Source organism: Pseudomonas sp. Tof1, assembly GCF_055390395.1.
This window is the reverse complement of sequence record NZ_AP024344.1, coordinates 1131470-1143972: the sequence shown is the minus strand read 5'-3', so window position 1 is coordinate 1143972 and position 12503 is coordinate 1131470. Positions and strand designations below refer to the sequence as shown.

At 61.9% G+C, this 12503-nt stretch carries 11 protein-coding genes and 1 pseudogene; 1 reads left to right on the top strand and 11 read right to left on the bottom strand.

Annotation, left to right across the window (positions count from 1 at the left end; all coding sequences use genetic code 11):
- Positions 1 to 189: 189 nt before the first annotated feature.
- A complete protein-coding gene (locus ACZ5KU_RS05195; RefSeq protein ID WP_054060166.1) occupies positions 190 to 1623 on the top strand; it encodes an aminotransferase-like domain-containing protein in 1434 nt (477 codons plus the stop codon).
- Positions 1624 to 1670: 47 nt separating this feature from the next.
- Here ACZ5KU_RS05195 and ACZ5KU_RS05190 read toward each other — a convergent pair whose 3' ends face one another.
- From ACZ5KU_RS05190 to ACZ5KU_RS05140, 11 genes and pseudogenes are all read right to left on the bottom strand, one after another.
- Entirely contained in the window at positions 1671 to 2492 is an 822-nt protein-coding gene (locus ACZ5KU_RS05190; RefSeq protein ID WP_054060146.1) for an N-acyl homoserine lactonase family protein, read from the bottom strand.
- Between the two features lie 13 nt (positions 2493 to 2505).
- A complete protein-coding gene (locus ACZ5KU_RS05185; RefSeq protein ID WP_054060147.1) occupies positions 2506 to 3474 on the bottom strand; it encodes a diiron oxygenase in 969 nt (322 codons plus the stop codon).
- 71 nt (positions 3475 to 3545) lie between these two features.
- Complete coding sequence (locus tag ACZ5KU_RS05180) at positions 3546 to 4295, bottom strand: TauD/TfdA family dioxygenase (protein ID WP_054060148.1); 750 nt, start codon at positions 4293 to 4295, stop codon at positions 3546 to 3548.
- A 20-nt stretch (positions 4296 to 4315) separates the two neighbouring features.
- The gene (locus ACZ5KU_RS05175; protein WP_464736894.1) at positions 4316 to 5197 is read right to left on the bottom strand and encodes a branched-chain amino acid aminotransferase; all 882 of its coding nucleotides are present in this window, start codon (positions 5195 to 5197) and stop codon (positions 4316 to 4318) included.
- Positions 5194 to 6258 carry an Ldh family oxidoreductase gene (locus tag ACZ5KU_RS05170; protein WP_239688068.1) on the bottom strand — a complete coding sequence of 355 codons (1065 nt, stop codon included), beginning with the start codon at positions 6256 to 6258 and terminating at the stop codon, positions 5194 to 5196. Before ACZ5KU_RS05170 ends, ACZ5KU_RS05175 begins: the two co-directional genes overlap by 4 nt.
- 29 nt (positions 6259 to 6287) lie before the next feature.
- On the bottom strand, positions 6288 to 7634 hold the full coding sequence (locus ACZ5KU_RS05165) for a KamA family radical SAM protein (protein ID WP_054060151.1): 1347 nt from the start codon (positions 7632 to 7634) through the stop codon (positions 6288 to 6290).
- A 247-nt stretch (positions 7635 to 7881) separates the two neighbouring features.
- A complete protein-coding gene (gene yfcF / locus ACZ5KU_RS05160) occupies positions 7882 to 8535 on the bottom strand; it encodes a glutathione transferase (RefSeq protein WP_081009784.1) in 654 nt (217 codons plus the stop codon).
- Positions 8536 to 8926: 391 nt separating this feature from the next.
- The gene (locus ACZ5KU_RS05155) at positions 8927 to 9412 is read right to left on the bottom strand and encodes a cupin domain-containing protein (RefSeq protein WP_054060153.1); all 486 of its coding nucleotides are present in this window, start codon (positions 9410 to 9412) and stop codon (positions 8927 to 8929) included.
- Between the two features lie 50 nt (positions 9413 to 9462).
- Positions 9463 to 9954 (bottom strand): RidA family protein, encoded by a 492-nt coding sequence (locus tag ACZ5KU_RS05150; RefSeq protein ID WP_054060154.1) that lies wholly within the window; start codon positions 9952 to 9954, stop codon positions 9463 to 9465.
- Positions 9955 to 10022: 68 nt separating this feature from the next.
- Positions 10023 to 11317, bottom strand: a pseudogene (locus tag ACZ5KU_RS05145) (ATP-grasp domain-containing protein).
- A gap of 20 nt (positions 11318 to 11337) precedes the next feature.
- A complete protein-coding gene (locus tag ACZ5KU_RS05140; RefSeq protein WP_054060156.1) occupies positions 11338 to 12438 on the bottom strand; it encodes a hypothetical protein in 1101 nt (366 codons plus the stop codon).
- Positions 12439 to 12503 lie beyond the last annotated feature (65 nt).

Below are 12503 nucleotides of genomic sequence, written 5' to 3'. Positions count from 1 at the left end.
AGAGCGCAACACCCTGCAATCCAGCAGAGACTCCCTGCATACCTGACAGGAGGGCCGCTCCATGGACAGGGGATGCCCGACGGTTATGTGCCAAGAACCTCCCTCCCACCCTCAAGCATCACGGGTCCGCCTGCAATACGTCATTCGCTTTACAGTCACGACTTCAGTGATGCGATTTCGATGGTCAATATGAACTCGCCTCCCCTCTATCGCCAACTCGCCAATCACTACCTCAACGCGATCCAGAACGGAACACTCAAGACCGGTGAACGTTTTCCATCCATTCGCCTGATGATGGAAAAACATGCCATCAGCCTCTCCACCGCCGTCCAGGTCTGTCGTCAATTGGAGGACTACGGCGTGCTGGAGGCACGCCCACGTTCCGGCAACTTCATCCGCCAACCCGCCAAGCCCCTGGCGATCTCGACCGCCAACGAAGCGATACTGCCACTGGATACCAGTCATTACGTCGGTATCCACGAGCAGGTCTCCGCCGTAGTCAAGGCCAGCCAGCAGGCCTCGATCCAGGTCAATCTCGCCAGTGCCTACTGTGGCGCCCAGATCTATCCGCTGAAAACGCTCCAGGATCACATGGTCAAGGCCTTGCGCCAGGACCCGCACCTGATCGGCAGCCCCTCGCCGGCCAGTGGGGCGCGCCCGCTGCGCGATCTGCTGGCCCGGCGGGCGCTGGGTTCGAAGATTAGCATCACCGCCGACAAGATCGTCATCACCAACGGGGCCACCGAGGCCATCAACCTGGCCTTGCGCGCCGTGACTCAACCGGGAGACATCGTGGCGGTGGAGTCACCGACCTTCTATGGCCTGCTGCAGATTCTCGAAAGCCTGAATCTGCGGGTGCTGGAAGTGCCGACCCAGCCCAAGACCGGCATCAACCTGTTCGCCCTCGAGCAGCTGCTCCAGGGCCCGGAGCGGATCAAGGCGCTGATCGTCATCCCCAACCTGCACAATCCCCTGGGCAGTGTGATGCCCGATGCGCACAAGGCGCTGCTGGTGCAACTGTGCGCGGACTACGACACGGTACTGATCGAGGATGACACCTACTCGGATCTGGCCGATACCGAACAGCCGCTATCCGCCCTGAAAAGCTGGGACCGCCACGGCAACCTGATCTACTGCGCCTCCCTGAACAAGACGCTCGCCCCGGGCCTGCGGCTGGGCTGGATCGCTGCGGGGAAATGGCACGACCGGGTCGAAATGCTCAAGCACACCCAGTCGCGCAACTGCGAAATGCTGCCGCAACTGGCGGTCGACGCCTTCATGAAGACACCGTCCTACGAGCGCTACCTGCGCAGGCTGCGCGGGCAGCTGACGGAACAGAGAAAGCAGATGAGCGCCGCGATCCTGCAGCACTTTCCGGAAGGTACGCGCATCACCAGTCCCAAGGGCGGAACCCTACTCTGGGTGGAACTGCCCCGGGGGCATTCATCGCTGGAGCTGTTTCACCAGGCGTTGCGGCAAGGTATCTACATCTCGCCAGGGATGATCTTTTCCAACTCGCGCAGCTTCGATCACTTCATCCGCATCGGTTGTGGAACGCCCTACTCGCCACGTATCGAAAACGCGGTGCAGACCCTCGGGCGATTGATTGCGCGCCAGGGCTGAAACGCCGATGCAGGGGGAAGCCTGCCGATGGAGCTTCCCCCTGATCGCTACACCCGATCCAGCGGATGCTCGTGCAGGCAGATGATGTGCGGGTCGCCCTGCCAGCGCGGGAAACGCTGGGCCACCTGCGGATCATGCCCCGGAATGACGTGATCCTCGCCATCCACCAACGAGTCGATGGTGGCAAAGGCCTCGAGGGTCTGGGCCATGTCATCGAGAATCGGGAACGGGCTGCGCAGGCGGATATTGGCCCACAGATGCGCCGAATCCGAGGCCAGCACCACCCACCCACGCCGGGTCGGCACACGGACCACCTGGCTGCCCGGCGTGTGCCCGCCCACCGCGTGAATCGTTACCCCCGGAACGATCTCCGCGGTGCCGTGGTGCAGGCGCAGGCGCCCTTCGAACAGTGGCGGGATCGCCGACATCACGTCATCCACCTCGTAGGTCTTGCTGATCGCCCGATGGCTCATCTTCGGCCCGGTGCAGAACCGCAGTTCCTCCTCCTGCAAGTGGATGGTGGCCTTGGGAAACAGGCCCAGGTTGCCGGCATGGTCCCAATGCAGGTGCGTCAGGATCAGGGTCTCGACCTCGGCCGGATCGATTCCCAACCGCTGCAGCGACTCCTGCGGCAAACGGTACATCTCGCGGTTGCGACGATCCGCCGTGGCCGGCTGGAAACAGGTGTCCACGACCACCACGTGCCGATCGTTGCGAATCACCCAGAAGTAATAGTCGAGCGGCATCGGCGCATTGGGATCGCCGCAGCAGGCATCGTAGAGAAAGTTCTCCCTGGCGGTACGCTGGGAGTTCGCCCCGACACGAATGGCAAACACCTCATAGACCGGAGACAGCGCTGGATTCGACATGCGGGCACCCTCCTCAGGCCGGTTGCGCGGCAGGCGCCGCCTTGACGGTCGAACTGAAATCGAAGTTCATCTGCGCGGTGATCCCCAGGTCCTCGGCCAGACGATACAGGCCGCTGTAGTCGCGCATGATCGCGCTGCCACGGCTGGCTTCGCGGGTGTCGCCGATGATGACGTCGACATCGGCCACGCCGAGCTGCGTCAGGATCGCCTCCCACATCGAATAGTCCTGGGCGACGAACGCGTGCAGCGCCTGCGGCAGTGTCTGCACGAAGAAACGGCGCTTCTCGGCGTCCATGTGCTCGTACATCACCTTCGCCACTTCGGCCAGCACCTTGCTGTGGGCGTACTCGTCACGGTTGTGCAACTCGGCGACACGGCGGTTCTGCGGCTGGATGCTCTGGTCATCGGCCAGCATGTCCAGGTAGGCATTGACGCTGATCTCGGCGACCACCGCAAAGGTGATCGCGGCCAGGTCCCGCTGCCAGGCATGGGGCAGTTGCGCGCACAGGGCCTGCAAACGCAGGTAGGTCACCGAGGGTGGCAGGTCCAGATCCCGTTCCAGCTTGCGATCGGCCTTGCTGCGCTGAATCGCCCGCAGGTGCATCAGGGTGTGATAGTGCTCGTCGATCAGGGTCTGCTGCATGGCTTCGCGAAAGTGCCAGTCATCCTTGCCCAGATACTGGTTGGCGATGACGCTCAGGGCCGGGTTGACCACGCACTCCTCGGCCGTGACGGTACGCAGGTTGTAGCCGATCCAGCCCCAGGTCAGGACGGCACTTTTGAGTTCCTCGTCCAGCGCCTGGAATTTGGGATGATGGTAGAACGGGACCATGGCAATCGGATAATCCGGCTTGCTCGGGTCGAACTCCTCGGTCAGCGGAAACTTGTCGCCGGCGCAGACCGTTGCGCGCCTGGTCCAGGCCTTGTTGAGTTGCACGACCAGCTTGTGGTCGACCTTGGCGATGACGATGGCTTGTTGCATGACGTGATACCTGTAGAACGCGCACGGGGTCCGTGCGCGGGAAAAAAGGGAAATCGCGGGGGCTGCCGGGCTCAGGCGAGCCAGTAGCGGGTCAGGTGCCGCTTGGGATCGCGGTACTGGCTGCGCGCATGCATCAGGCGCCAGTTGTCCCAGATCAGCACGCAACCATCGGGAATCAGCAACGGCGTGCAGTGCTCCAGGAAGAACTGCTCGCCCAATGCGGCGATTCGACCCAGAGGCGTACCACTGTTGCGGCCCTCGGGAGCGCTCAGATCGTCGCGGGACGGATTCACGTCGCCGTAATGGAACTGGTTGTAGCTGAAGCGAAAGATGTCGCCCTCGGCGTTTTCCCTGAAGATGTACTCTTCGAGCACCCGCCGGGTCGTCTCCCCGGGCTTGGCGGTGGCGTTGAAGGCCACCGGGTTGCGCTCGATCCAGTCCTTCAGGTCGGCGGGCAGCGTCTTGAGAAACGCCAGGCCATCGGCCAGTTGCGTATGCCCGCCACCACAGGTCGCCTGGTGGTGACAGTGCAGTACCAGGTAGCGCGGCGGCGGATCGTAGACCGGCGCTTCGGTATGCGGACCGATGCCGTTCATGCTCTGGGAGTACGGCAGGTCGTCGAAGCCCGGCTTCAGGGTCACCTCGAAGGTGTACAGGCCATTGAACTGCGGGATCACCCGGCCGAACGGTGCCAGCGTCTCGTACAGATCGGCACTCAGTTCCTCGGGCTGCAGCAGGGTCCAGCCCTGCTCGGCGAGTTCACGGTGGTGATGGCTCAAGGCGCGTTGCGGAACCACGCTTGCAGCGATTTCTTCCAACATGGCGAAAGTCCTTTTCTGAATCAGGCGATGACGGCGGCGGAGTAGGCGGCGATCAGGTCGCGACAGGCCTGCCCGGGCTGGTACTGATGCTCGTCGATGCTGCGTACCGGAGTGATCTCGGCGGCGGTTCCGGTCAGGAAGCACTCCTCGAAGTCACCCAGTTCCTGTGGCAACAGCGTGCGCTCGATCACTTCGTAGTCCAGTTCACGTGCCAGGCGGATCACCGTCTGGCGGGTGATGCCGTTGAGGAAGCAGTCCGGCACCGGGGTATGCAGTTGCAGCCCCCTGACGAAGAAGATATTCGCACTGGTGGCCTCGGCCACATGCCCGCGCCAGTCGAGCATCAACGCGTCGTGGTAGCCGCTGTTCTCGGCATCGTGCTTGCTCAGGGTCGCGATCATGTACTGCCCCGAGGCCTTGGCCTCGAACGGGCTGCTGCTCGGTGGCGGACGCCGCCAGAGCGCCGTCTTGAGCCTGATCCCGGCCATGCGTGCCGCCGGGTCGAAGTAACTCGGCCACTGCCAGCAGGCAATCGCCAGGTGCACGCGGTTGAAACGGGCCGACGTCGAGATCATTTCACTGCCGCGCCAGGCCACCGGACGCAGGTAGCCATCGGTCACGCCGTTGCGTTCGAGCAGGGCATGACTGGCCTCCTCCAGCGTCTGCAGATCATAGGGAATGGTGAAGTCCATCAATTGCGCGGAGCGATACAAGCGCTCGGAGTGCGCCCGCAGCTGGAAAATCTTGCCGCCATAGACGCGCTCGCCCTCGTAGACCGTACTGGCGTAGTGCAGCCCATGGGTGAGCACATGGATCTTCGCGGCCTTCCACTCGACGAACTCGCCGTCGAGCCAGATATAGCCATCGCGTTGATCGAAAGGAATCGCTGCCGGGCCACTCATACCGTCACCTCCGCGGTGTTCATCAGGACGCTGGTCACTTCCAGCCCACACAGCCGAGCCTCGGCCATCAATGCGCTCGCCTCCTCCTGGGAGGCAGGGATCCCGGCAATCAGACGATTGCGCCGGGTGTGGGCCTGGGGATCACCGGCCACGTGAACACGCTCGCCGGCCTGGGCCGGAGTCGAGCGGATGGTTTCCATCAAGCCGGCAAGGCTGGCCTGGAAGCTGCGCAGGTCAGTGAAGGCGGAGATATCCAGGGCGATCATGAAGTGACCGATCTGACGTCCCTTGCTGAAGGAGCCGGTATCCAGATGATCCAGCTGGTGATCCAGTGGCATGCCGGTCAGCAGGCAACTGAGCACCTGCACCATCATCGCCAGGCCCTGACCCTTGTAGCCGCCCAGGGGCGACAGAGAGACCACTTCATCGGGCTCGGCGGTGTCATTGCCGTCCTTGTCCAGCGCCCATCCCAGCGGCAGCGACAGACCGAGCTTGCGGTAGTGCTTGACCTGGGAATAGGAGATCTGGCTGGTTGCCATGTCGAGCACGAACGGTTGTCCGTCCGCCGGTGCGGTGAAGCAGATCGGGTTGGTACCGAACATTGGCTGCTTGCCCTTGAACGGTGCCATGCGCGCGGCAGCGCTGGTGGTGACGATACCGATCATGCCGCTGTTGGCGATCTCCAGCCCGTAGACCGACGCCGCGCCGAAGTGGTTGGAATTGCCGACGCCCACCGCGGCGATGCCACTGCTGCGGGCCTCCTGCACGGCCAGCTTGGCGGCATACATGCCGGCCACGGTGCCCAGCGCCTGGTCGGCATCGAGAATGATCACGTTACCATTGCGTCGTTGCACCTGGATGTTCGGGATCGCATGGCTGCGGCCTTCGTCCAGCTCCCGCAGGTACAGCGGGAACAGGCGCAGGCCGTGGGTGTCGACACCCATCAGCGAAGTGTCCACCAGGGCATTGGCGAACCAGTTGGCGTGCTCCGTCGACACGCCACGGCGCTTGACCGCCTGTGCACAGACCTGGCGGGCAGTGTGCGGATTCAGATAGATCATGGTGTTCATTCCATCGAATAGGTTTGGGATCAAACGGCTTCCAGCGCGACGGGAATCAGTTTCGGTGGCGCGGCACTGTCGTTCTGGAAGAAGAAGAACTCTTCGCCGAAGGCCGGGACCAGTTCGTCGAACCAGGTCGCCTGCGGGTCGAACTTGGCGTAGAAGGTGCGCAATACCCACTGCGGGTTGCGGGCCTGGAGAAACTGCAGGACGAAGACTTTCTCACCCGCGACGGTCTCGATCCCGTTGATCACCACCTTGCCGTAGAAGGTGCTCATCGACGGCCCGCGTACCGTGCGCGCCAGACCGGAGACCGTGCGATAGGCCGACTGGTAGATCTCGAAGGCGCGATACAGCGGCATCGCGAAGTAGTGGCTGGGGCCGGTATCCCGCTCGACGAAGAAGTAGTAGGGAATGGCGCCCAGGCGAACCCCCTCGGTCCACAGTGCCGCCCAGTCGGCCGGGTCTTCGTTGATGTGGCGAATCAGCGGTGCCTGGATCCGCAGAGTCGCTCCGGACGAACGGATCCGCTGGATGGCCTGACGGGCCATGTCCTGCCGGATCTCCACCGGATGGTTGTAGTGACCCATCACCGACAGGTTCTTGCCACTGGCCACCACCCGCTTGAACAGGTCGATCAGCGCGTCGGCATCCTTGTCCGTGACAAAGCGCTGCGGCCAGTAGGCCACCGACTTGGTGCCCAGTCGGATACTTCTGATGTGCGCCATGTCCGGTGCCAGCAGCGGCTCGATGTACTCGGCCAGGGAACGGGTGTTCATGATCAGCGGGTCACCACCGGTGATCAGCACGTCCGTCACCTCGGTATGCACCCGCAGGTACGCCGCCAGTTCCTGGGATTCGCGGGCGTTGAACTTGAGTTCGTCCTCGCCGATGAACTGCGCCCAGCGGAAACAGAAGGTGCAGTAGGCGTGGCAGGTCTGGCCGGCACCGGGGAAGAACAGTACGGTTTCCCGATACTTGTGCTGGATACCCGACAACGGCTTGCCGTCCAGGGTCACGGTGTTGTGGGTCAGTTGCCCTGCCGGATGCGGGTTCATCCGCTGCCACACCTGTTCCACCTGGCGCTTGACCGCCGCGCTGTCATCACCGTCGATCAGGGCCTTGAGCGCCTCGTACTCATGGGGATGAAGCATGTCGCGATGAGGAAAGGTCATGCGGAAAATCGGATCATCCGGAATGTTGTTCCAGTCGATCAGGGTGCTGAGCACATAATCGTTGGTGCGAAATGGCATGACCTTGGAGACGACCGTCATTGCTTCCTGCAATTCTGGAGTCAGTCTTTGCCAATACACCGTATCGCGAATAGTTCTTGAATTATAAGGTTTATACTTTTGCGGTTCGGACAGTCCCTGCATGACAGCGCTCCTGAAGATTCTGTTATGAGTTCAGCTATGTATCAATTTGAACCAGACAGATTTGCCGGATATATCTCCAGCCATCACAGACAAAACAAATCCCATTGCCCTTGGCGCCATATGACGCGGCAACTTGTTTTTATTGATTAGAGGTCTTTGGCCACTGCCAGCAACTTCGTGCCTATTGGGATCTTCACGGCATTGAGCAAGATCGATCATTGTCCCCAACGGATCGATCAGGTCGTGTTCAGTTCGCTGGCAACGGCGCCACGCGCTCCTGCCCGATCCAGGCCTGGACACTGGCGCGACTCCATTGCCGACGGACATAGGCCGCCAGTTGCTCGGGCATCTCGTCACCATTGGCCAGCAGGCGATTGAGCATGATCGCCAGGTCGGTATCGGCAATGCTCCAGTCGCCGAACAGATGGCCGTCGCTGTCGCCCAGGAAGGTACTTGCTACCCGGTACAGGCGCTCTACGGCGGCCTTTGCCGCGTCGGAAAGGGGCTGATCGCGCTTGCCGAAATAGATCAGGTCCGCCGGCCGCTCCTGGCGGATCACCAGCAGGTCGCTGCGCAGCCAGGCCTGCAGTTGACGGGCCCGGGCACGTTCCTGCAGACCACGGGGCAGAACCTGTTTATGGCCGGCGCCGGCAAACGCCTCGTCGAGATACTCGGCGATGGCCGACGACTCGGTCAGGGCGAAACCGTTGTGCACCAGGGTCGGCACCTTGCAGGTCAGCGACAGGTCACGATAGGCCGGCAGATAATTATCGCGTTTCTTGAGATCGACAGTAACGATATCAAACGCAAGTTCCTTTTCTTTCAGTGCAACAAAAGCCGACAAGGCAAAAGCACTGACAAAATCGGCGCCGACATGAAGAGTTAATTTTTGTTCAGCCACAGGATATTCCCTTCCATTTCCATATACATGTGAACTTTCAGCCGAATTGCTCGACCGAAAAAACCGTCAGGCAGGCGAGCGGGCAGCGTACAGGTGTACAGCTGATTGCCCATCACTCGAATTAACTCAGAGACACTGCCTACGAAATGGATCGTAAATAACTGAATGACGCTTCGATAGATACAGAAAATGCCAGTTTGTATCGATACAGATGACCGCAGGATGACAGAATGCTTGCAGATATCGATGCAAGAGAGTGACCGGGAGAAGGGGGACACCGCCGGCAGCCTGCCGAGCGACGAAAAAGGCAGGCACAAACGCAGGCAGGGAGCCAGCGAACGCTGGCTCCCTGCCTGGGAGAACGATGAAGGAAAATGGTGGAGAGGGTTACCTACCCGGTCTTGCCGATCCGGCCGTTCTGATCGGCAAAGTTCGACAGCGCCGCCACCTGCGGCATGTTGCTGATATTGAGCATGACCAACGGCTCCTGCGTGGAACCGTTGATGAATCCATGGGCGTTCCACGCCGGCACGACGATCACGTCACCGCCGCCGATCGGCACGGGCTGGGCATCGCCGAGGGTCAGCTGGCCCTGGCCCGACTGGATGATGAACAGGTGCCACCAGGTGTGGGCATGCTGGTTCAAGGTGGTGCCGGGGTTCAGCCATTGCATCGAGATCACGGTGCCCGGCAGGATCTCGCAACCGCCGATACTCGACTCGCTCGACAGGGCGACAATGTCGGTATCACTTGGTTGCATCTCGCGTTGCAGGCTGGCCAGGTCCGTGCCCTTCCACACCTGCGGTCGAGGTGACTCGCCCTGCAGGCTGTCGCGAAAATCCTGATAGGTGAAAAAGCTGCCCTTGAAGGTGTCCATGTGTCATTCCATTTTTGCGGCGAGACGTTCCCATCGCGCAGACATTGATTTTATAGCTGGCGCAAAGCCCCTTCGTTAACCGCGGCAATGATATCGACTTCGATCGCGGCATTCTTCGGCAGTTGGTACACCCCCACCGTCGTCCGGGTATGCCGGCCGGCATCCCCCAGTACCCGATGGAATACATCCGAGGCACCGTTGGCGACCTCACTGAGATCGGGGAACTCTTCCGTCGACTTGACGTAGACCGTCACCCGCGCAAGGGACTTTATGCGATCCAGCGAACCAATGGTTTGCAGAATCAATGCCAGCCCGCGCATGGCGCTGATGCCGGCAGCTTTCTGCGCCTCCTGCAGGGTCAGGTTGACGCCGACACGACCGGGGAGGATCACCTTGCCGCTCATCATCGGCACGAGCCCGCTGACGAACACCTGGTCATGCAGCCGCAAGGCTGGCGAGTAGTGCCCTCCAGCGGTATTTTCACCATAGATGTCATAACCCAGTTCCTGGGCAATGGCGATAAAACGTTCATCACACGACATCGACATCACTTCCTTCTGTGGCTGGGCCAGCTCCGGGATAGAAGATTCAGGCCATGAGGCAGCGGGGTTCACGACAGGGCCTCTTCAAGGCGAACGGAAGATTCCACCTCCAGCGGTGACACCACGATCGCCGACTCGATGGCCCTGACCAGCCGCAGCAGTTGCTCGCTGAGCGTGGAATAGTCGCTGTTGAAGAGAATGACGTGACCGATGAACGAGGTGTTGTCGGTCACCAGGGCCGAAACGCGCTCGCCCACGCCCTTGCTGTACACCGCCTCGATCACCTCGATACCGAGCTCGGCCGCCAGCTCGCGGATATCCGGCAGATAGTGCAGGGAACCATGGGCCGGAGCACTCAGCAGCCGGATGCCGCAATAGCCCTGCGCAGTCGGCTGCCGCTCCTCCATCCGCCCTTCCACCGCCCAGCGCACCCAGCTTTCCCAGGGGTTGTACGCGGCGAAGGCTTTACGCGCCAGGTCCCAGATGTGCATGCCACCGGGGCGCATGTTGGTTTCCACGGCCGAGGTCAGGCCATTGCCCTTGAAAAACACCTCGTTGTGGTAAGCCCCATTGCGGGGCGACACCAGTTGGCGCATATGTTCGCCGGCGGCAGCGATGGCCAGCAGGGCGTCGCCACTCAGCGGCGCCGGGACCACCTGCTGGATCTCGGCACGATAGGCACCTTCGGTGGTGGTCTTCTCGGTGATCCAGGAACGCCCCGCCACGCAGTCCCAACTGTACTCGCGGGCCTCCTCCACCAACTCCTCGACGATGATCCCCCCGAGCGATAAGGCTCCAGCGCCGCCCAGGCCGGCGCACATTCGTCCAGCGAGTGAATGACCCGGCAACCGCGGCTGGCCCCCTCGCAGGCGGGCTTGATGAAGGCCTTGCCGCCCAGGGCCTGCACGCGCTGAAGCAACTCCTCCAGTCGCTCGACGCGGCAGGAAAACACCGGCTGATAACTCGCCGGTGAGCTGGGCGCGGCAGCTTCCAGCTGGCGGAAGATTTCCTTGTCCAGCCCGGCACGGGCCTCGTCGGGGGTAATCCCCGGCAAGCCGTGGCGCGTGGCCAGGGCGGCACCGAGCAGGACCCCACGATCGGAAAACGGCAGGACACCGATCAGGTTCCACTGTTCGAGCTCCAGGCAGCCACACACTGCATTCAGGGCCGAATCCAGGTGCTCGGCGGCCAGCGATGTGGTCCAGACATAGTCCGCCACTTCGTAGTCTTCCAACTGGACCTTTTCCACCAGCAGAATCAGCTTGGCCTGATACAGCGACTGGCACAGCTGGCGCAGCTTGGCGATGTCACGTACGCGGTTGCCGTTATAGCCGACCACGATCACACAGGGTTTTGCACTCATCTCGGATCTCCCTTGCGAACTCAGTCATGCAGCGGTGCGTTGAGTTTACGGTTGAGGCCGTACCAGGCCAGGATCCCCAGGGCACCGATCAACCCCAGCACGTAGGCGTTGTAGGGATCGGGCAGGGCCCGCATCAGCAGCACGGTCACGCCGGCACCGACGCCCAGGGAGACTTCCTTGGCGAACATGCTGTTCTGCTTCACGGAGAAGTAGTCCAGGTAGCTGAACGCACACTCGGCGATGGACAGCAGGGTGACCCAGATGAACGCGCCGACCAGGGTCTGCACATGGAACAGCGCTGGCGAGGAAAGCACGAGGAAGCCGGCGAAGATGATGCCGATCACGGTAAACACCTTGAACCGGCCGGTGGCCTCGATGACACGCATCACCGGCACCTGCAGGAACACCACCACGGCACTGTTGAGGATCAGCATCAGGCCATACCAGGAGGGTAACTCGCCGGTTTCCCGCAGGATCGCCTGGGGCAGGATCGAAAACACGCCGAACAGCTTGATGCCCATGATGATCCCGGCGATCACCCATGGCAGCTTGCCAAGCCAGCCGGCTCCGCCCTGGCTCTTCGCCGGGGTGGAAATGACCGGGAGCTGCAGGCTCGCGCCCATGGCGACCGGCAGGCACATCAGGACGAAACCGGCGGCGCCGAGAAAGAACAGGGTGGGGGTCAACTGCGGCGACAGCAGGATCAGGCCGGCGATCAGGCTGCCCATGTTCATGGCCACGCGGTTGTACGCCGCGCCTTCCTTGGTCTGCGCCGCCTCGCTCTTGATCAGGTAGCCGGCGATGGCGATCCCGTAGGCGAACAGGGCCGCGCCGAACATGACGATGCCCTGGTTGCGGGTCAAGGCCAGCAGGATCAACCCCGCTCCGGCGCACAGCAGGGTGACGCCGAGGGAGCGCCGGCCGAGCAGCAGCAGGGTCAACGGCAACAGCAGCAGCAACGCGCGATAGCCCAGCGCCAGGATACTGTTGGTGGCGGTGTCGAGCCAGACGTTGGCCTTGCCCAGTACCGCGAACAGCGACACCGCGGTAATGATCCGAATGATGAACAAACGGACGTTAACGGCCGGCTTGGCAATCCCGGCAGTTGTTTCAACACTCATGGAGAACCTCTTCAATCAGAACGACGCACTGGATGATGGGGTCGATACTAGAGAGCGGAGGTCTT